Origin of the sequence: Aeromonas sp. 603757, from assembly GCF_049171255.1 — a bacterium.
Classification (GTDB): Bacteria; Pseudomonadota; Gammaproteobacteria; order Enterobacterales; family Aeromonadaceae; genus Aeromonas; species Aeromonas veronii_A.
On record NZ_JAAKOE010000003.1, the window covers coordinates 161,300 to 182,041 of the forward strand.

Sequence of the window (20,742 nt, forward strand, 5' to 3'; positions counted from 1 at the left end):
ATATAGAGGAAGCATGGCTTTAGGCCACCTTTCCGTTTTATCCCTGCCAGCCAGGGAGGCCGTCACTACATCCCTAGCCAGTAATTTACTTGCCAAGGATCTCGGTCAACATCCGCTCCACACCGACTGTCCACTCCGGCAGCACCAGATCGAAGGTGCGCTGGAATTTGCCGGTATCCAGGCGGGAGTTATGGGGGCGTTTGGCCGGGGTAGGGAAGGCGCTGGTCGGCACCGCATTGAGTTGTGTCACCGCCAGTTCAACGCCAGCCTCTCTGGCTTTGGCAAACACCAGCTGGGCGTAGTCAAACCAGGTGGTGGTACCGGAGGCAATCAGATGGTACAGCCCGGCGACCTCGGGTTTGCGCTGCGCCACGCGGAGAGCATGGGCGGTGCAATCGGCCAGCAACTCGGCGCCGGTCGGAGCGCCAAACTGGTCATTGATCACTGACATCTCGCTACGCTCTTTGCCAAAGCGCAGCATGGTCTTGGCAAAATTGGCTCCGCGGGCGGCGTAAACCCAGCTGGTGCGGAAGATCAGGTGACGGGAACAAAGTGCGGCCCCTTGCTCACCCGCAAGCTTGGTTTCGCCATAGACGTTGAGCGGGGCGGTTGCATCGGTTTCCACCCAGGGGCGCTCACCGCTGCCATCAAATACATAGTCGGTGGAGTAATGCACCAACCAGGCACCCAATGCTTCCGCTTCTTTGGCTATCGCTGCCACGCTGGTCGCGTTGAGCAGCTCGGCAAATTCACGCTCGCTCTCCGCCTTGTCGACTGCGGTGTGGGCCGCAGCGTTGACAATCACATCCGGCTTGACCAGACGTACAGTGTCGGCCACCCCTGCCGGGTTGCTGAAATCGCCGCAATAGTCGGTGGAGTCAAAATCAACGGCAGTGATGCGCCCCAGCGGCGCCAGTGCGCGTTGCAGCTCCCAGCCTACCTGGCCGTTTTTGCCAAACAGCAGAATATGCATCAGGCACGCACCCCATCATTCTGTGCAATCGAGGAATAGTGTTGCTCAATCCAGGACTGGTAGGCACCGCTCTTGACGTTGCTGACCCACTGCTGGTTATCCAGATACCACTGCACAGTTTTGCGAATACCGGATTCAAAGGTCTCTTGCGGTTGCCAATCCAGCTCTGCGCTCATCTTGGTCGCATCGATGGCATAGCGGCGATCGTGGCCAGGGCGATCCGCCACATAGGTGATTTGCTCACGATAAGAGCCCACCTTCGGCACCATCTCGTCCAGCAGATCGCAGATGGTGTGTACCACCTCCAGATTCTGCTTCTCGTTATGACCGCCGATGTTGTAGGTCTCACCGACCACGCCTGTGGTCGCTACCTTGTAGAGCGCACGCGCGTGATCTTCCACGTAGAGCCAGTCACGGACCTGGTCGCCCTTGCCATAGACCGGTAACGGCTTGCCATCCAGCGCGTTAAGAATGACCAACGGGATTAGCTTCTCGGGGAAGTGGTACGGGCCGTAGTTGTTGGAGCAGTTGGTGACGATGGTGGGCAGGCCGTAGGTGCGGCGCCAGGCACGCACCAGATGGTCACTGGAAGCCTTGGAGGCAGAATAGGGGCTGCTGGGGGCGTAGGGGGTGGTTTCGGTAAAGAGCGGCAATGGCTCACCGGCAGCCACTTCATCCGGATGGGGCAGATCCCCATATACCTCGTCAGTGGAGATATGGTGGAAACGGAAGGCCGCCTTGCGCTGATCATGAAGACCATTCCAGTAAGCGCGAGCCGCTTCCAGCAACATATAGGTGCCGACGATATTGGTCTCGATAAAGTCAGCCGGGCCGGTAATGGAGCGATCGACATGGCTTTCAGCCGCCAGATGCATCACGGCATCCGGCTGGTGCAGGGCAAACACCCGATCCAGCTCGGCACGGTTGCAGATATCCACCTGCTCAAACGCATAACGATCGCTGGTCGATACATTGGCCAAGGATTCCAGATTACCGGCATAGGTGAGTTTATCGAGATTGATAACGGAATCTTGGGTATCACGGATGATATGGCGCACCACGGCAGAGCCGATAAAGCCGGCACCACCGGTCACGAGGATTTTCATAAATATGTATCTCTTGCGAGGCGTTGATATGACATCAGAGAGAGGCTGGCTATCCACTGATGCGTTATTGAAACACCCAATAGACTGCAATTTAACCAGCGCAAACAGCAGCAAAACAATAAATGAACATTATTTGTGCAAATTGCTGAATAATCTCAAGGCTACCGCCCTTGGGTTACAGCCCCCAGTTTGCTGCTTTTAACCAAATTAGGTCTGCTGTTGGTCATCATGTCCTCCAGCATTTTGCTGTCTTGATGGTGTGTAGCACAGCTTTATGGCCCAAGACCAAGAAAGAGCGGACACTACCTATCCAACCCTATAAGACGCAGATTCTATCTTGTTTCCAGCCGAGCTGCACAGCAGAAACTGACTTGCCCCTCACCTCTGAAAAGGAGTCGATAGAAAACCACCTCACGGCGACATAATTTCTCGAAAAGAAGCAGTATTAACTTAATAATTACGCTTAAGTTACCGTTTTTACGGAAAAAAATAGAGCGACTTTCCAAGTCGCTCTATTTATTACTCAGTCATACCTGATGTATTTGTCTTATTGTGATCTGCCACCCAGAACTTCAGGGGTTACTTTGCTCAGTCACCTTTTGACTCAACTGCTGCAACCATGCGCGCCTCTTTACTCTTGTGGCTAGTGAAGTAACGCATCACCAGCACGAAGAAGAGCGGGACGAAGAAGATGGCCAGCACGGTGGCGCTGATCATCCCCCCCATCACGCCGGTACCGATGGCGTTACGGCTGCTGGCGCCCGCGCCGGAGCTGATCACCAGCGGCAGCACCCCGAGGATAAAGGCAAGCGAGGTCATCAGGATCGGACGCAGACGCAGACGTGCAGCCTCCACCACCGCCTCACCCAAGCCCATCCCCTTGTCGTAGAGCTCTTTGGCAAATTCCACGATCAAAATCGCGTTTTTCGCCGACAAGCCTATGGTGGTGAGCAGACCGACCTGGAAGTAGACGTCGTTCTCCAGCCCGCGCAGGGTGGCAGCCACAATGGCCCCCAGTACCCCGAGCGGCACCACCAGCATCACCGAGAACGGAATGCTCCAGCTCTCGTAGAGGGCCGCCAGACAGAGGAACACCACCAACAAGGAGATGGCGTAGAGCGCAGGCGCCTGTGAACCGGCCTGCCGCTCCTGGAAGGAGAGCCCGGTCCACTCGATGCCCACCCCTTCCGGCAGCTGTTTCACCATCTGTTCGATGGCGGCCATCGCATCACCGGTACTCTTGCCGGGCGCCGCCTCACCGACGATCTCCATCGCCGGCACGCCGTTGTAACGCTCCAGACGCGGCGAGCCGAAGCTCCACTCGGTACTGGCAAAAGCGGAGAAGGGCACCATCTGACCGGCACTGTTGCGCACATGCCAGAGTTTCAGATCTTCCGGGTTCATCCGGAAGGGGGCATCCGCCTGCATATAGACCTTCTTGATCCGGCCACGGTCAACGAAGTCATTGACGTAGGACGAGCCCCAAGCGGTGGCCAGGGTGTTGTTGATATCCGCGATGGAGAGCCCCTGCGCCAGCGCCTTCTCGTAATCGATCTTGATATCGAGCTGCGGCGTATCTTCCATCCCGTTCGGACGCACTCGCACCAGGGTGGGATCCTGCGCCGCCATGCCGAGCAGCTGGTTACGCGCCGCCATCAGCTTGTCGTGACCGATACCGCCGCGATCCTGCAGGAAGAAGTCAAAACCGGTCGCCGTACCCAGCTCCGGGATCGGAGGTAGGTTAAAGGCGAACACCTGCGCCTCCTTGATGCTGAACAGATAGCCCATGGCACGACCGATAATGGCATTGGCGCTGCGATCCGGGCTCTTGCGCTCGCTCCAGTCCTTGAGCTTGATAAAGGCCATACCCGCGTTCTGGCCACTACCGGCGAAACTGAAGCCGGATACGGTCAATACGGAGTCAACGTTATCCTTCTCGTTTTTCAGGAAGTAGTCGCGCATGTCCGCCAGCACAACCTCGGTGCGCTGCTTGGTCGCGCCCACCGGCAGTTGCACCATGGACATGATGACCCCCTGATCCTCTTCCGGCAGGAAGGAGGTAGGCATCCGCAGAAAGAGCACTGCTAGTACCGCCAGCATGGCGCCGTAGATCAGGCTGTAGCGCACGCCCTGCTTGATCACCTTGCGCACACCGCTCTGATAGCGGTTGGTACCGGCATCAAAGGCGCGGTTGAACCAGCCAAAGAAGCCGCGCTTGGCACCAAACTCGCCATGTTTCATCGGCTTGAGCAGGGTGGCACAGAGGGCCGGTGTCAGGATCAACGCCACCAGCACCGACAGCACCATGGCCGAGACGATGGTCAATGAGAACTGGCGATAGATGGCACCGGTCGAGCCGCCGAAGAAGGCCATCGGCACGAACACGGCGGAGAGCACCAGGGCGATCCCCACCAGCGCGCCGGTGATCTGGGTCATCGACTTGCGGGTCGCTTCCAGCGGGGAGAGATCCTCCTCGCTCATCAGCCGCTCCACGTTCTCTACCACCACGATGGCGTCATCCACCAGCAGGCCGATGGCCAGCACCATACCGAACATGGTGAGGGTGTTGATGGAGAAACCGAACGCCGCCATCACCCCGAAGGTACCGAGCAGCACCACAGGCACCGCGATGGTCGGGATCAGGGTGGCGCGGAAGTTCTGCAGGAACAGATACATGACGCAGAACACCAGGAAGATCGCCTCGATCAGGGTCTGCACCACCTCCTCGATGGAGATCTTCACAAACGGCGTAGTGTCGTAGGGGTAGACGATCTCCATGTTGGCCGGGAAGTAATCCGACAACTCATTGAGCTTGGCACGCACCTTCTCGGCGGTATCCAGCGCATTGGCGCCGGTCGCCAGCTTGATGGCAACCGCGGCGGTAGACTGGCCGTTGTAGAGCGCATCGGCATCATAGCTTTCGCCTGCCAGCTCGACCCGGGCCACATCTTTCAGCCGTACCTTGGAGCCATCCTGATTCACCCGCAGCAGGATGTCGTTGAACTGCTCCACGGTAGAGAGACGGGTCTGCCCCATGATGGTGGCGGTGAACTGCTGATCTTCCACCGACGGGGTACCACCCAGCTTGCCGAACGCTACCTGGGCGTTCTGCGCCTTGATGGCCGCCTGCACATCCCCCGGGGTCATCTGCACCCGGTTGAGTTTGTTGGGATCGAGCCACACCCGCATCGAGTACTGGCTGCCGAACAAGGTGATATCCCCTACCCCGTCCAGACGACTCAGAGGCTCCTTGATGTTGGAGACCACATAGTCCGCCAGATCGTCATTGTTCATCGAGCCATCGCTGGAGATGAAGGCCGCGACCATCAGGAAGCTGCTGGAGGTCTTCTGTACCCGGATCCCCTGCTGCTGAACTTCTTGCGGCAGCAGCGACATCGCTTGCTGCAGCTTGTTCTGCACCTGCACCTGGGCAATATCGGGATCGGTCCCCGGCTGGAAGGTGAGGGTCACCGACACCCGCCCCGCGGAGTCAGACTGAGAGGACATGTAGAGCAGGTGATCCAGCCCGGTCATATTCTGTTCGATGATCTGGGTCACCGAGTCTTCCACCGTTTTGGCGGATGCGCCCGGATAGCTGGCAGAAATACCGACAGCGGGCGGCGCAATGCTCGGATACTGGGCGACCGGCAGTTTGATGATGGCCAGGCTGCCCGCCAGCATGATCACCAGTGCGATCACCCAGGCAAAAATGGGTCTGTCTATAAAAAATCGAGCCATGAAGCGACTACTCCATCCTACTTGTTGGCCGGGGGGTTGGACGCAGCTTGAGTAGACGGTGCATCAGCACCCTGCTCGGCGGGATTGACCACGGCGCCCGGTCGTACTTTCTGCAAGCCAGCCACGATCACCCGCTCGCCGGAGGTGAGCCCTGACTCCACCACCCAGTTGCTGCCGACGACCCGGCTCAGCTGCACGTTGCGCAGCTCCACCTTGTTGTCAGCGGTTACCACCATCACGGTGGCGCCACCATTGGGGGTGCGAGTCACCGCAGTTTGCGGCACCAGCAGCCCTTGCGCCCGCTCACCCTCTTGCAGGGTGGCGCGCATAAACATGCCGGGCAGCAGCAGTTGGTGAGGGTTGGGCACAATCACCCGCAGGGTCACCATGCCGGAGGTCTCATCCACGGTCACATCGGAGAACTGCAGCGAGCCCTCTTCGCCATAGGTACTGCCATCTTCCAGCTGGAAGGTCACCTTGGCTCCCTTCTGCTCGTCCTGGGTCAGCTTACCCTCGGCGACCAGTCGCTTGAGGCGCAGCAGATCGGCAGTGGACTGACGCACATCCACATACATGGGATCGAGCTGCTGAATGGCGGTCAGGCTGTCAGCCTGCTGGGCAGTCACCAGCGCCCCCTCGGTCACCGCGGATTTACCGATGCGGCCGCTGATGGGGGCTGTGATGCGGGTGTAACCGAGATTGATCTCGGCAGTACGCAAAGCCGCCTTACTCGCCATGATCTCCGCCTTGGCCTGCTTCCAGCTGGCGTCGGCATCGTCATAGTCCTGACGGCTGATGGATTTGACCTTGAGCAGCTCCTGATAGCGCTGCGCCTTGAGGCGGGCACTCTGCTCGTTGGCCTCGGCCTTGGCCAGATTGGCCTTGGCGCTGGCAACCGCCGCCTGATAGACAGCCGGGTCGATCTGATAGAGCAGATCGCCCGCCTTCACATCGCTTCCCTCGGTAAAGAGGCGCTTGAGGATGATGCCGCTCACCTGCGGACGCACTTCGGCCACCCGCAACGGGGCGCTGCGGCCGGTCAACTCGGTGGTCAACATCAGCGGACCGCTCTGCAGGGTCACCACATTGACCGCCGCGGGGGGCATGCCGCCCTGTCCCTGGGGTGCGCCCCCCTTGTCACCACAACCTGCCAGCAAGCCTGTAGCCAGCAAGGCAAGACCAACTGAACGAGCAAGAATATGTTTATGCATGAAACACCTGAGCCTTTGCCTGTCAATGAACAATCAGGGCCGCATGGGCCCTGTTGGTAAATAGTCGAAAGATGAGGCAATATACATACATTCATAAATGTATGTAAGTGACTTTTTACTTGCATGAGGCACAAATTTCGATGGCCAGACGAACCAAAGAAGAGGCGCAGCAAACCCGCTGCCACATCATGAGCACGGCGCTGGATCTGTTCTGCTCCCAGGGCCTGGCCAAGACCAGCCTGACTGACATCGCCAAGGCGGCAGACCTGACCCGCGGTGCCATCTATTGGCACTTCAAGAACAAGGATGAACTCTTCATTTCGCTCTGGCAGGAGCTCTGCAGCCCCCTCGCCCACCAGCTCGATGCCTGCCTCAACCCAGATGAGCCGGATCCGCTGGGGCAACTGCGCCTCTTCTTCGAAGGGGTACTCCACAGCTTCATTCACAATCCGGCCCAGCGGCAGATGTTCACCATACTGTTCAATCTCGAATCGCTGGAGGGGGAGGCAATCTCACTGCGCGAACATATCCGCAGCGAGTCAGCCAACTTTTTCCGGGACCTGGAGACCACCCTGGCCAATGCGGTACGGCGGGGCCAACTGCCCGCCAACCTCAACCTGCAGCGCGCAGCCACCCTGCTCCACTGCACCCTGGATGGTTACATCATCAACTGGCTCCACTTTCCGGAGCGGATCGACCTGCAGAGCGAATCAGCCTTCCTGATAGAGAGCATGTTTACCATGCTGGCCCACCCCCACGTACCTGCCTGCGGCCGCTAACAGGCTCCGGCAACTCCCACATATCCCCGCAAACCGGAGCCTGACAGCCCGCTTTGGCAGTCAGGTCCCGATTTGTTACCCTGTGCGCCCCCTGCTTGAGGTAACCCCTGTGCCACACTCTGACGCCATCCCCGCTTCCCGGCCCTTCAACGACCAGCATGCCCGCGCTCGGGCTGCCTTTGTGGCGAGCCTCAAACCCGGCGCTCACCTGCTCAATGGTCAGTGCGGTATGGGGGAGGATCTCTGCTGGCTGCGTGCGGAAGGATATGTGGTCACCGCCTGTGAAGTGTTACTGGCCGACGCCAAAGTTGCCTCGCAGCAATCCGGGCAAGCAGTGCGAGTCTGCTCGCTGGCGAAGATGCACTCGGTGCTCCCTTACGATGGCATCTGGCTGAGCCGCCCGCTTGATAGCGACGTGGCCACCCTTGTTCCCCAGTTGCAACAGCTGGCGACCCTGCTCAAAGCGGGTGCTCCGCTCTGCTTCCCCCTGCCGCCAAGCGGCAAGATAAGTCACGCTCAGCTACAGCAACTGGTCACCACATCCGGGATAGCACTGCAACTGGCGCCGATGGAAGCCGCCTCGACCAACACGCCATCATGCACAGGTCAACACGCCAGCCAGTACGTCATGATGCTGCGTGGCGATCATCAGGCCACCTAACGGGCTAATTCATCACGGATTTTCCAGTTCAACGCCAAGCCGGCTGCTAGTCGGCGATCTTGGCTATCGACAATATTTAACTCGGCATTAACGCATAAAAGGCAGACATAACACGGCTTACGTGTTAAAAAGTTCGATTAATATCGAACTTTAATAACAAAACAGACAATACAACCAACTCCGGATTTCCTTATGAAACTTGTCCTGAAACTCATTGCTGGCATCCTTGCCGGTCTCTTGCTCGGTCTCTACGCCCCTGAGTGGGTGGCGCGCGTGCTGTTTACGGCCAAGACAGTGATAGGTCAGCTGATCACCTTCACCATTCCGCTCATCATTCTGTTCTTCATCATGAGCGGCATCGCCAGCCTGCCGAAAAACTCCGGCAAGCTGCTGGGCAAAACCGTGGCCCTCTCCTACTGCTCTACCATTCTGGCGGGGCTGTTCGCCTTTACCGTGGCGAGCCACCTGATCCCGCAGTTCACCACCGCCGCCGAGCCCACCACGGCCACGGCCATCAAGCTCGCTTCCTACGTCAATCTCGAGATCCCGCCGCTGTTTGGCGTGATGTCGGCACTGGCTGCCGCCTTCGTGTTCGGCATCGGCATCAGCGCCACCCAGGCCACCGATCTGCGCCGGGTCGCCGATCAGGGTCGTGACATCATCGACCGCCTGCTGGCCAAGGTGATCATTCCGCTGCTGCCGTTCTATATCGCGGGCGTCTTTGTCGAAATGACGGTAGAAGGCACCGTATTCGCTACACTGAAGACCTTCGGCGTGGTGCTGGTGATGGCGATCCTGATGCACTGGATCTGGCTCTCCGTACTGTTCGTTGGTACCGGTCTGGCCCTTGGCCGCTCACCGGCCCAGCTCATCAAGAACATGCTGCCCGCCTACTTCACCGCGCTGGGGACCATGTCGAGCGCCGCCACTATTCCGGTCGCCCTGCAATCGAGCAAGAACAACGGCGTGAGCGACGGTATCGCCAACTTCACCGTACCGCTGTGCGCCACCATTCACCTCTGTGGCTCCACCATTACCCTGGTCACCTGTGCCACCGCGGTGATGTTCCTCTCCGAGCATCTGGCCATTCCGGGCATCGAGACCATGCTCCCCTTCATCATGATGCTGGGGGTGATCATGATCGCCGCTCCAGGCGCCCCGGGTGGTGGCGTGATGTCGGCGCTGGGCCTGCTCACCTCCATGCTCGGTTTCGGTGAAGCCTCCATCGCCCTGATGATCGCCCTCTATCTGGCGCAAGACAGCTTCGGCACCGCCTGCAACGTCACCGGTGACGGCGTGATTGCCCTGTGGGCGGATCGCTTCGCCAACGGTAGCGAGAGCCCAGCTCCAGTGGCCGAGGCCGAACAGGCATAAGCTCGCCGGGATAGCCCGACCATCCTCTGCAAAACCGCAGGCCCGAACCATGTTCGGGCCTGCGTCGTTTCTTCCCCCTTCACTGCTTTTGTACGTATTCCGCCTCCCCCTCTTTACCCCCCTCTGCCGTGAACAGCACTGGCGCTACCCTCTGCATCAGACAAAATTATTGGCATATGCTACATATGAGCGTATAAATGGCTTATGCCAATTAGGAGCCACCATGCCAAGACCCAAGATTGCCCGCCAGATCTGTGGCCGCCCCGCCAACAGCTGCTTCAAACCCAACGGCCGCCCCATGCATCAGCTGGAACAGGTCACGCTGGCCCCTGACGAGTTCGAGGCACTGCGCCTCGTCGACCTTCAAGGAATGCAACAGCAGGAGGCCGCCCTGGTGATGGGGGTTTCCCGCCAGACCCTGGCCAATATCCTGAAAAAAGGGCGCTACAAGGTGGTGGAGTGTCTGAGTCTGGGCAAGGCATTGATGATGCAACCCGCCGAGCCCGACCACCCAACCAGTGGAGAAGAGCCGACATGAATGCTGTCACAACCATGACCACCACCCTCTGCAACAGCGCCCTGATGCTGAGTCAGGGGTTGCTGGCTGGCCACTTTACCCGTGCCGAGCAGCTGCAAATTCTTAACCCCGAAGGGAACGTTATCGCCACCCTGCCCAATCCGGCCGCCGCCGAAGGCTGCCACGGCAAGCAAGCGCTGCTCGACGCCCTCGCCCATCATCAGGTGGGTCAGGTGGTGGTGCGCAATATCGGCGAGCGAATGCTGGGGCGCCTGCTGGCGGTCAATATCCGGGTGCTGCAGTGTCGCTCTGCCCGCCTGCCGCTGCCCGCGCTGCTAGCCCCCACCAATTTGCAACCTCTTACCGAGGCAAGTCAGGGCCGTCCGTCTCGTCGTCATCAGAGCAAGGCGACTATCCATGCCATCCAGCCCGTCGGCGCAGGCCACCCCCATTGTCACGGTGGTTGCAACAGTGGCTCCGATCACTGTTGCGCCAGTAGTGGCAATCAGGCAGAGAGCTCACGACAAGGCCATACTTGTTGCCACGGCAGTGAAGGCGCCAACCAGCAGGGCGGTTGCTGCCATCATCACTGATGCCATCGCCGTGCATGTCATCACCATCAGGGAGAAGAGATCATGTCCATCTAGTTGTTGAGCCTGCTCGCCTCGTTCGTACTGATCCTGGCCATGGGCACCATCATCTGGTGGCGCCAATACCAGCTTGCCCAGAAGCGGGAAGATAAAGAGGTGCGCCCCTGTGGCTGCTCCAGCGCCTGCGCGGATCACCTCTACCAGATCAGCGAGCCGACGCCCAAAAAGTAACCTGATCGCAAACGCCATAGCCGCAGTTACAAGGTCGACAAAATAAGTGCGCATGGAATAGAAAGGCGCATAAAAGAGAGGGGGCACCTGCTGGTGCCCCCTCTCTATTTATTCCTCGTCATGCTTGATCCGCCGTATTGCCCCTTAAGCTCATCACACACGCTCAACCCGGCTCTGCGCCACTGGCCGCCACACCGGATGAACTGGCGGGATCCTGATACTGCTGATAGATGGCATAAAACTCGGCCTTGTTGTGCAGGGCCGCAGCGACACAGGCGGGATCAAACTGGCTGCCGGCATGCTCCTCCAGATAGGCAAACGCCGTCTCGAACGGCCAGGCCTGCTTGTAGGGGCGCTCGCTGGTCAGGGCATCAAAAACATCAGCCACCGTCACGATACGCGCCGCCAGCGGGATCGCCTCCCCCGCCAGGCCCAGCGGATAACCGGTGCCATCAAAACGCTCATGATGGCCTGCGATGATGTTGGTCAGCATATCGGTGTGGTGAATGCCATCGAGGCCAAACTCATTGATCATCAGGCTGATCATCTCTCGCCCCTTGCTGGTGTGAACCTTCATGATCTCGAACTCTTCCGGGGTCAGCTTGCCCGGCTTGAGTAAAATGGCATCCGGCACCGCGATCTTGCCGATGTCGTGCAGCTCGGAGAAGAGGTAGACAAACTCCACCTCCTCGTCGCTCAGCCCGCAAGTCGGGGCCAGCGTCTTGGCGATCAGTCGGGAGTAGGCCGACATCCGATGCAGATGGTTGGCGGTCTCCTCATCCCGATAGCGACTGAACTCACGTGCCGTGGTCAGCGCGCCGCCGAGGGTCTGAATAGAGAAGAACTCCACCGCAATGATGGCGGACAACATCTGGGCATAGGCCGACAGCTCGCTTTGGATCGACTCATCGAAATAGCCCGGCTCCATGGCATCGCAAAACAGAAAACCAAACAGCTTGCTGTTGAACAACAGCGGCTCGGTATAGCTGGAGGCATAGCCCGCCTCCAGCAGCTTGCGGCTGTGTTCCGACGCGGAACCACGCAGGGCATCGAGATTGCCAAGCACCCGGGGGTGCTTGTGCTCCGCCAGATAGCGCAAGGATGGAACATCGCTCAGCTTCACCTCATACTGCACCAGCGGCGAGGGCCCCTCGGTGCTGTGGGCGAAGGTCTTGAGCTGATCGGTATGGGGATCGTAAATCGCAATGGCCACCCGACTCAGCTTGTCAAAACGCTCGCGCAGCGTAGCGTGCAGATTCTGCATTCTTTCGCCAAATGAACTTTCCATTGCCTTCTCCACCGGATCACCATGATGGGAGTATAGGGGTACCCGTGACAGGGTTCCCAGCCACAGACCGCGAAATTGACTAATAAGTCAGCAATGCATATTACCAGTCACAAACCTGTGCAGCAGGGACTGCGCGCCAGTCAGGGCTCCACCATCAGCCGCTATTCGCACGGCCCAATCCTGCCCACTCGGAGATATTGTTCAGTTCTGCCATGCTGGCTGTATAGTTTTTGGTTAACCATTCCGGTAAAATCCGCGCCCTTAAAGAAGAGCCACCTAAGAGTGATTGAGCGATGTCCAACACAAAACAGGCCCCCAAAGTAGGATTCGTCTCCTTGGGTTGCCCCAAAAACCTGGTCGATTCAGAACGCATCCTGACCCAGCTGCGTACCGAAGGGTACGATGTGGTGCCCAGCTATGACGATGCCGAGCTGGTCGTCGTCAACACCTGCGGCTTTATCGACAGCGCGGTGCAAGAGTCGCTGGAAGCGATCGGCGAAGCGCTGGCCGAGAACGGCAAGGTGATCGTCACCGGCTGCCTCGGCGCCAAAGAGAACCAGATCCGCGAGATCCACCCCAAGGTGCTCGAGATCACCGGCCCCCACGCCTATGAAGAGGTGCTGGGTCACGTCCACAAATATGTGGAGAAGCCGCAGCACAACCCCTTCACCAGTCTGGTTCCGGCCCACGGCGTCAAGCTGACCCCGCGCCACTACGCCTATCTGAAGATTTCCGAAGGCTGCAACCACCGCTGCACCTTCTGCATCATCCCCTCCATGCGCGGGGATTTGGTGAGCCGCCCCATCGGCGACGTGCTGGCCGAAGCCAAGCGTCTGAAAGAGGCCGGCGTGAAGGAGCTGCTGGTGATCTCCCAGGACACCTCCGCCTACGGCGTCGATGTGAAGCACCGCACCGGTTTCTACGACGGCATGCCGGTCAAGACCAGCATGGTCGCCCTGTGCGAAGAGTTGGCCAAGCTCGATATCTGGGTACGTCTGCACTACGTCTACCCCTACCCGCACGTGGATGACGTCATCCCGCTGATGCGTGATGGCAAGATCCTGCCCTACCTCGACATCCCGCTGCAGCACGCCAGCCCGCGCATCCTCAAACTGATGAAGCGCCCGGGTTCGGTCGAGCGCACCCTGGAGCGGATCCAGAAGTGGCGCGAGATCTGCCCGCAGATCACCCTGCGCTCCACCTTTATCGTCGGCTTCCCGGGCGAGACCGAGGAAGATTTCCAGATGCTGCTGGACTTTATCGACAAGGCGGAGCTGGATCGGGTCGGTTGCTTCAAATACAGCCCGGTCGAAGGGGCGCTGGCCAACGAGCTGCCGGATCCGGTACCGGAAGCGATTCAGGAAGAGCGCTTCCAGCGCTTTATGGAGCTGCAACAGCAGGTCTCCATCCGCAAGCTGGCCCGCAAAGTGGGTCAGAAGATGACCGTTATCATCGACGAAGTGGATGAAGAGGGTGCCACTGGCCGCTCCTTCGCCGATGCGCCGGAGATCGACGGTCTGGTCTACCTCAACGGCGAAACCGGCCTCAAGCCGGGCGATATGGTCAAGGTGCGGATCGATGAATCCGACGAATATGACCTGTGGGCCAGCCTGATTAGCTAACCCTTGCTGACCACCGCTCAATGAAAAAGCGCCTTCGGGCGCTTTTTTATGCTTCCAGATTGCACTTCTACACCAGTAAGCCCCACTTTGCGGTACAAAACTGGCATATCCGTATGCAAGGGTGTGTAATAGTCGTTTCTGTTTGGCGACGACTCGAAATCCCATGCAACTCAAACCCCTTCTCAAGGGACGCTTTCAGCCCCACTGGCAGGCCAGTCATGATCTTATCGTGCAGGTAGTGCAATCCTGCATCACGGAGCAGCATCTGATCCCCGAGGGGGAGCCCCTGATGCGTCAGGGGGAGCTATTGCGTGATCTGGTGCTGGTACCGGGCGGCCGCATCGCCATGGGCCACACCGCCATGAATGGCCGCCGCTTTCAGCTCGGCACCCTGGAGTGCGACAACCAGCTGTTTGGCGAGATGGAGTTCTTCACCGGCTACCGCTGCCAGCTCGACATCATCGCCGAGGAGCCGCTGGAAGTGGCCCGCATCGACGGCGAGCAGCTGGAGCAGGCGCTGGTCGCCCACCCCAAGGTGGCGCTCTTCTTTGCCACCGCCATTGCCATCGACTATCAGGACACGGTGGATATCTTCACCTGCCGCATGCTCTACCCCATCAGCTACAACATCGCCCTCGACCTCTATCACAGCCACTGCCACCACAACCCGGTGAGCGGCTTTCGCAAGGGGTATCAGGAGGCGGAACGCTTCGGCACGACCGACCGGGTCTACCGGCGGGCGGTGAAAGAGCTGATGGAGAAGGGACTGGTGGAGCGCGGCGAAGAGGGATTGCAGATCCGCGATCTGGCGGGGCTCAAGGCCTTTCTGGAGCAGCCATAAGTCGCAGGCCTCAGTTGCCGACTGAGCAGCAACAAGCGGAACAGCAACAAAAAAGAGGGGCGGTTTATACCGCCCCTCTTGCTGTTTACTCCCCCGCTCAGGCGAGACAGGGCTGAGGCCGGGCCATGCGCAGCGAGGCTACCAGCATGGCGAGGATCACGCCGTAGATAAGCGGGATGGCGTACATCACCGCCTGCAGGCCGATCACCTGCTCGAACAGGGCGCTGATGGCCGGGCTGAACATGGCCCCCGCGCTGCCGCTGATGAGAATATAGGAGACGTTCTTGCTCGATGCCTGGCGCACAAACGACACCCCGTAGGCGATAAAGGCGTTGTAGAGCGCGGCGCAGACAAAGCCGTAACCGTAGGTGAGGTATGGCAGCTGGCTCAGGTTGTCGGTGGTGACGATAAGCGCCGTCATCCCCATCGCCAGAGTGATGATCACCAACAGGAAGGTGCGGATCGCAATGCGGGTCACGATGGCGGTCGACACCAGCGCGCCGAGCAGGGCCGCCGTCCAGTACTGGGTGATGATGTTGCCCGCCTCCTCGAAGGGGATGCCGAACTTGTTCTTCACGAACATGGGCGCCCAAGTGAGGAAGGTGTAGAGCGCCAGCATGCCCAGAAAAAGCCCCAGCCCACCGCTGATGATGCCAAGGTTCCACTCCGAGTGCTCGTTGCCGGCGCTCTCGCCGCCCGCCTCACAGCTGCGGAAGTTGGTCAGCACCGCCACCAGCATGGTCGCCAGTGCCACCACGCCCACCGCCAGATAGCTCCAGCTCCACGCCATGGCGTGAGTGAGCGTATAGGTGGTGACAAGCGGGAAGACCACCCCGGCCACGTTGAAGGTGGCATCCTGCACCACCAGCATGGTGCTCTGCATCCGCGCCTGCCAGACGCTCACCACTAGAGTCCCCGCAATGCAGAGTCCCACCCCACCGCACAGGCCAATCACCGTCATGGCCGCCATCACCACATAGAGCGAGCCGGTCAGATGAAGCGAAGCCGCCGCCAGCGCGATCAGGCCGTAGCAGAGCAGCGTCATCCGCTTGAGGCCCACCTTCTCGATGAGGAAGAAGGCGGCAATGGTGCCCGCCAGCGCCCCGCCGTTGAGCAGGGAGAAGATGGAGGCCACCTGATTGACGTCGGCGCCGAACTTGGCGGCGATGGGGTCGATCAGCATGCCGAACTGGGTCGCAAAACCGGCCATCACGAAGTTGGCCAGGAAGCTGATGGCAGTGAGGGAGAGCTTATTGTTCATATTGGATCTCTCTTGGGGTCAGGGTGCGTGCAGGGTTGGGCGGGCCGCGGCGCTTACAGCGCGGTGTGCAGCGCCAGCTCGATCATCTGGTTGAAGGAGAGTTGCCGCTCCTCGGCAGTGGTCTCTTCACCGGTCAGGCAGTGGTCGGAGACGGTCAGGATGGCGAGCGCCTCGATCTCCTGCTGATGGGCCAGCCCGTAGAGACCGGCCACCTCCATGTCGATGCCGAGCACGCCGAACTTCTCCAGCGCCGGAATGAGGTTTTCATCCGGATCGTAATAGAGGTCGCCGGTGAAGATATTGCCCACCTTGACCGGAATGGCCTTCTCCTGCGCCTGGGTGTACGCCTTGTGCAGCAGGGCAAAGTCGGCCGAGGTCGCCATCTGGTAACCGGCGCTGCGCTTGGCATTGGTCGGGGAATCTGTGCCCGCCGCCTGCGCCAGAATGACGTCGCGCATCTGCACGTGGCGCTGGGTCGCTCCCAGACTGCCGATGCGGATGATCCGCTTGACCCCGAAGTCGTTCACCAGCTCGTGGGCGTAGAGCACCATGGAGGGGATCCCCATGCCGTGGCCCATCACCGAGATACGCTGGCCGTTGTAATAGCCGGTGTAGCCCAGCATATTGCGCACATTGGTCACCTCGCGTGCATTGGTCAGAAAGGTCTCGGCGATATAGCGGGCCCGCAGCGGGTCCCCCGGCATAATGACGGTCTCGGCGAAATCGCCCGGGTTGGCATTGATATGAGCGGTCATGGTTGTTGTGCTCCAGTTTGACTCGTTTTATTGTTTTGATGTGGCCATCCTAGCCGCCACCCCACCTCCCCTTGCAGGACAAAAGTCCTGTTGCCCCGATCGAGATCCCAGTTCCGGCAACTTGTTGTCGCTACATCGCATACCGCATGCTTTTCGACGTTGCTTGCCAAGGCTTGCCCATCACAGCCACCCGCCATTCCCGACCTACCGGCATAAAAAAGCGGGAGGGTAACGGCCCTCCCGCTCGATAGACCCTGCAACTGACGCTGCGGGCCGATGGCATTGTTCACTCTGCCGGTTGACACGCAATGCCAGCCATGGGCTGGCTAGCTCAAATCATGCAGTGCCTTGCCAAGGGGCTGCGTGAGGCGCAGATCCGAAAAACGCACCGCCAACCCCTGTCGCTCGGGGGTGCAGCACATCACTCCGATAAAGCAGCGCTCGCCTGGCGGGAACGGAGCGAGCCGCAGCAGTGGCCACACCTCGCCATCGGTGGAGTATTGCAGACGCAGACAATCGGCCAGCCGGGTCAGGCGCAGCCAGAAACGGCGCGGATTGCCGCTGAAAATACCGGTGGCCCAGTCAGATCGCAGATTGGTGAGCACGCTGCCGATCATCGGCTGGGCATCGTTGTACTCTATCCCCGCTTTGAGCCAGTGCGCCTCGTCTTGCAGCAACATCAGCCCTGCCTGATCGTAGAGGGTGGTGAACTCCCCTTCGACACAGACCTGAAAGGTAAATTCACCCTCGACCTCACAGCCATAGAGATGCCCACTGTGGCGCTCGAAACCATACCAGGTGCTGCGCCAAAAATCGGTCTGTTTGTCCGTTACCACCAGCAAGCCGTCGCTTGTTTTGTGCCATTCGGCCGGTTCATTGAGCCAGCACCATTCAAGCCCTTCCCTCATCCTCTTTTGCTCCTGTTCTCGCCATGTTTCCCGTTGTCACCGGCCCATAACACTCGGGCGCGCTCATATTATCGCTGGCCATTCGGCCACGAGCCCCAGCTGCGAGCGGCCAACCAAAGGGACGCCATTGTGTCGCCATCATGACTGGCGAGCAAGCCGTTGGGGCCAACCTTGCAACCGATAGGCGATCGGGCAAGTAAAGGGGGCCCCTATTGCACGACGATAAGACATCTCGATATGGGCTCGAGTCGACTAACAGGTGGTCGATAGAGGGGACGCTTCAAGCCCGCCAACATCAGATGGCATATCAGGCATCACACGAAACGAAAAAGCCCAAGCAATTTAATTGCTTGGGCTTGGTATGTGGCGGAGAGACAGGGATTCGAACCCTGGGTGGCATTGCTGCCACAATTGATTTCGAGTCAATCCCGTTCGGCCACTCCGGCATCTCTCCGTGGGATGAGATTTTTACCCGAGCTGGACCGAGGATGCAATAAAAATTTCTTAGATATCAAATGGCTGAATCAGCTATCTGGGAGCAGGCTCACAATGCTTCACGCACGGCCTGCGTTGCGAGGCCACTCTTGTATGGCTCTGTATCCACCCGCTCGCACACCCGGCCATTATCCACGTCGTGATATTCCCCCATTGCCATGAGTCGCCTCTTTTTCCTGCTTGGCGCTCAAGTTTATGGGTGATGCCGATTTTGGCAGGTTTCCTATGTATCCCCAAATCATTGCGGGTGCGCGGCAAGCTGGTAATCATAGGCTGATTGAGGAACAATCGCGCCATTCTGGCGGCTGTGTTGATGATGTTCCGCCCCGATTGAACTGATGGATCTTCTTATGCGATTGCCAAAACTCATGCCCCTCTCCATAACGCCCGCCCTTTCCCTGCTGCTGGCAGCCATCCTGCTCTGTGCCACACCGGCAGAGGCCAAACGCTACCCGCTGCCACCTGCAGGGAGTCGCCTCATCGGTGAGCTGGAGGATTACATCATCCAGCAGAATGAACATCTGGAGCTGGTTGGCAAAAATACACAAATTGGATTTTTGGCGTTGCTTGAAGCAAATCCGGGTGTAGACCCCTATTTACCCAAGCCGGGCACCCGCTTGACGCTGCCCACCCAGATGCTGCTGCCTGATGTGCCTCGCGAGGGGATCGTCATCAATCTGCCCGAACTGCGCCTCTACTACTTCCCCAAAGGGAAGAGCGAGGTCATCGTGCTGCCCATCGGGATTGGCGATATCGGCCGCGAAACACCCGAGATGACCACCACCGTCATCGAGAAGAATCCCAACCCGACCTGGGTACCCGGCCCCATGGTGCGCAAATCCTGGCTGGAGCAAAAAGGGATCACCCTGCCCGCCGTGGTGCCCCCCGGCCCGGAGAATCCCCTCGGCAAGTTCGCCATGCGCCTTGGCTATGGCAAGCGCGACTACCTGATCCACGGCACCAACAAGGATTTTGGCGTTGGCCTGCGGGTAAGTGCAGGCTGCATCCGGCTGCGACCTGACGATATTGAGGCCCTGTTCAAGATTGTGCCGATCGGCACGCCGGTGCGGGTCATCAATCAACCGGTCAAGGTCGCCATCGAACCGGATGGTAGGCGCTGGCTGGAGGTGCACTCCCCGCTCTCCCGCACCGAAGAGGAGCTTGAAAATGGCGCCCCGCTGGTGCTATCTCCGGCCATAGAGAGCTTTATCAGTGCACCTGACGTGATGCAGGATGAGGTGACGGCGGCGCTGGAGAGCAAAAATGGCCTGCCCCGCCCCATCAGCAGCCAACTTGTCAGTGGTTAAGTCACCAGCGCCCGAGTCGCACCGGAGTCACCTTACCTCATGAAATTCCTGCCCCTCCTGCTCCTGTTGGTCTGTCACTCCTTGTGGGCCAAGGACATTCTCTGGATGAACAATGGCGATCGTCTGACCGGCAACATCGAGGAGGTGACCGAACAGTCGGTGCGCATCGCCCTTCCCTACAGCGGCGCAGTCACCGTCCAGCGAGAGGCCATCAAACGCTGGCGTATCGATAAAGAGGACAAACCCAAGGCGACGGCAAAGGGTGGGCTCAAGCTGTTCGAGGATGACCAGGATGAACGCAACGCCTGGCTCTGGACCGGCAGCGGCGATCTCAATGTCAAACTCAAACAGAATGACAAGCAGACCAACAACGTCAACCTCAAGTGGAAAAGCGAGCTGGCCAATCTGGACTGGCGTTACAGCTTCTCCGGTGAATATACCTATGAGACCGCTGACAACGTCACCGACAGCCATGATTATCAGCTCAACCCTACGCTGGACTACTTCTTCAACCAGCAGTGGTTCTTGCGTACCTCACTCGATGCCGAATATGACATGCTGGATAAAGATCGCTATCTCTACATGGACTATGGCTCGGGGCCTGGCTATCGCTTTTGGAACGACAAGCGCCGCCGACTGGAGCTGATGGCCCAAGGGGGGCTAAGTCGGCTCTACTTCCGTGAAGATAGCAAGATCACCGGCGTTTTTCTGGGTGAACGGGTCATAGACTACCCCTTCGCTGGCCTGAACTGGGATTATCGCCAACCTTTCTCCCTCTGGCAGGAGAAAATGGAACTGTTCAGCCAGGGGCGCTATCTGAAATATCTGGCACAACCCTCCCCCTATGTCACCCGTAATCAGGACCTGAAAGGCAGCATAGGGTTGCGCTACTACTTCAATGACCATCTGCGCCTCTCCTGGTCGAGTGAGCTGAATTGGGAAGATGCTGACATCCTTGTCGACACAGGCAGCCCGGAACCCCGCGAGAGCGAATTAAGACACCTGCTCAGCCTTGGCGTCAGTTTCTAGCCCCGGATCCCCAACACGCAAAGAGGAGCCAATTCGGCTCCTCTTTGCTTTAGGCA

Annotated in this window: 18 protein-coding genes and 1 tRNA gene; 10 read left to right on the forward strand and 9 right to left on the reverse strand. The window is 59.1% G+C overall.

Annotation, left to right across the window (positions count from 1 at the left end):
• Window positions 1-85: 85 nt before the first annotated feature.
• The 4 genes from rfbD to G5332_RS04345 all read right to left on the reverse strand — a co-directional run bounded on the left by rfbD (window position 86) and on the right by G5332_RS04345 (window position 7,028).
• Window positions 86-973, reverse strand: coding sequence for a dTDP-4-dehydrorhamnose reductase (rfbD, locus tag G5332_RS04330; RefSeq protein ID WP_227340934.1), 888 nt, complete (start codon window positions 971-973; stop codon window positions 86-88).
• Window positions 973-2,079, reverse strand: coding sequence for a dTDP-glucose 4,6-dehydratase (gene rfbB, locus G5332_RS04335; protein WP_227340935.1), 1,107 nt, complete (start codon window positions 2,077-2,079; stop codon window positions 973-975). Before rfbB ends, rfbD begins: the two co-directional genes overlap by 1 nt.
• A gap of 588 nt (window positions 2,080-2,667) precedes the next feature.
• Window positions 2,668-5,817, reverse strand: a complete 3,150-nt coding sequence (locus tag G5332_RS04340) for an efflux RND transporter permease subunit (RefSeq protein ID WP_227340936.1) — start codon at window positions 5,815-5,817, stop codon at window positions 2,668-2,670.
• A 17-nt stretch (window positions 5,818-5,834) separates the two neighbouring features.
• Entirely contained in the window at window positions 5,835-7,028 is a 1,194-nt protein-coding gene (locus G5332_RS04345; protein ID WP_139742794.1) for an efflux RND transporter periplasmic adaptor subunit, read from the reverse strand.
• A 140-nt stretch (window positions 7,029-7,168) separates the two neighbouring features.
• Between G5332_RS04345 and G5332_RS04350 the strand changes: the two genes are divergently transcribed.
• The 6 genes from G5332_RS04350 (at window position 7,169) to G5332_RS04375 (ending at window position 11,180) form a co-directional block, all read left to right on the forward strand.
• Window positions 7,169-7,807 carry a TetR family transcriptional regulator gene (locus G5332_RS04350; RefSeq protein WP_227340937.1) on the forward strand — a complete coding sequence of 213 codons (639 nt, stop codon included), beginning with the start codon at window positions 7,169-7,171 and terminating at the stop codon, window positions 7,805-7,807.
• A 109-nt stretch (window positions 7,808-7,916) separates the two neighbouring features.
• On the forward strand, window positions 7,917-8,468 hold the full coding sequence (locus G5332_RS04355; protein WP_227340938.1) for a hypothetical protein: 552 nt from the start codon (window positions 7,917-7,919) through the stop codon (window positions 8,466-8,468).
• Between the two features lie 192 nt (window positions 8,469-8,660).
• Window positions 8,661-9,842: a dicarboxylate/amino acid:cation symporter gene (locus G5332_RS04360; RefSeq protein ID WP_227340939.1), complete on the forward strand. Its 1,182-nt coding sequence runs from the start codon at window positions 8,661-8,663 to the stop codon at window positions 9,840-9,842.
• Window positions 9,843-10,065: 223 nt separating this feature from the next.
• Entirely contained in the window at window positions 10,066-10,380 is a 315-nt protein-coding gene (locus G5332_RS04365; RefSeq protein ID WP_005338107.1) for a DUF134 domain-containing protein, read from the forward strand.
• Entirely contained in the window at window positions 10,377-10,952 is a 576-nt protein-coding gene (locus G5332_RS04370; RefSeq protein ID WP_227340940.1) for a NifB/NifX family molybdenum-iron cluster-binding protein, read from the forward strand. Before G5332_RS04365 ends, G5332_RS04370 begins: the two co-directional genes overlap by 4 nt.
• 54 nt (window positions 10,953-11,006) lie before the next feature.
• Window positions 11,007-11,180, forward strand: a complete 174-nt coding sequence (locus tag G5332_RS04375) for a hypothetical protein (protein WP_421311138.1) — start codon at window positions 11,007-11,009, stop codon at window positions 11,178-11,180.
• 163 nt (window positions 11,181-11,343) lie between these two features.
• On the opposite strand, the gene G5332_RS04380 is transcribed toward G5332_RS04375, so the two are convergent.
• Window positions 11,344-12,468, reverse strand: coding sequence for an HD domain-containing phosphohydrolase (locus G5332_RS04380; protein ID WP_227340941.1), 1,125 nt, complete (start codon window positions 12,466-12,468; stop codon window positions 11,344-11,346).
• A 293-nt stretch (window positions 12,469-12,761) separates the two neighbouring features.
• Between G5332_RS04380 and rimO the strand changes: the two genes are divergently transcribed.
• Window positions 12,762-14,090, forward strand: a complete 1,329-nt coding sequence (gene rimO / locus G5332_RS04385; protein ID WP_421172005.1) for a 30S ribosomal protein S12 methylthiotransferase RimO — start codon at window positions 12,762-12,764, stop codon at window positions 14,088-14,090.
• Window positions 14,091-14,253: 163 nt separating this feature from the next.
• The gene (locus G5332_RS04390; RefSeq protein ID WP_216951704.1) at window positions 14,254-14,931 is read left to right on the forward strand and encodes a Crp/Fnr family transcriptional regulator; all 678 of its coding nucleotides are present in this window, start codon (window positions 14,254-14,256) and stop codon (window positions 14,929-14,931) included.
• Window positions 14,932-15,028: 97 nt separating this feature from the next.
• On the opposite strand, the gene tsgA is transcribed toward G5332_RS04390, so the two are convergent.
• The 4 genes from tsgA to G5332_RS04410 form a co-directional block, all read right to left on the reverse strand.
• Window positions 15,029-16,192 (reverse strand): MFS transporter TsgA, encoded by a 1,164-nt coding sequence (gene tsgA / locus G5332_RS04395; RefSeq protein WP_195878891.1) that lies wholly within the window; start codon window positions 16,190-16,192, stop codon window positions 15,029-15,031.
• Window positions 16,193-16,245: 53 nt separating this feature from the next.
• The gene (deoD, locus tag G5332_RS04400; protein ID WP_421172006.1) at window positions 16,246-16,947 is read right to left on the reverse strand and encodes a purine-nucleoside phosphorylase; all 702 of its coding nucleotides are present in this window, start codon (window positions 16,945-16,947) and stop codon (window positions 16,246-16,248) included.
• A gap of 326 nt (window positions 16,948-17,273) precedes the next feature.
• Entirely contained in the window at window positions 17,274-17,855 is a 582-nt protein-coding gene (locus G5332_RS04405) for a DUF1349 domain-containing protein (protein ID WP_421172007.1), read from the reverse strand.
• A gap of 364 nt (window positions 17,856-18,219) precedes the next feature.
• Window positions 18,220-18,309 (reverse strand) — tRNA-Ser (locus G5332_RS04410).
• A 391-nt stretch (window positions 18,310-18,700) separates the two neighbouring features.
• On the opposite strand from G5332_RS04410, the gene G5332_RS04415 reads away from it, so the two are divergent.
• Both G5332_RS04415 and G5332_RS04420 read left to right on the forward strand, forming a co-directional pair.
• Window positions 18,701-19,657, forward strand: a complete 957-nt coding sequence (locus G5332_RS04415) for a L,D-transpeptidase family protein (RefSeq protein WP_227340957.1) — start codon at window positions 18,701-18,703, stop codon at window positions 19,655-19,657.
• Between the two features lie 39 nt (window positions 19,658-19,696).
• Window positions 19,697-20,686: a DUF481 domain-containing protein gene (locus G5332_RS04420; RefSeq protein WP_323913161.1), complete on the forward strand. Its 990-nt coding sequence runs from the start codon at window positions 19,697-19,699 to the stop codon at window positions 20,684-20,686.
• Window positions 20,687-20,742: the final 56 nt, after the last annotated feature.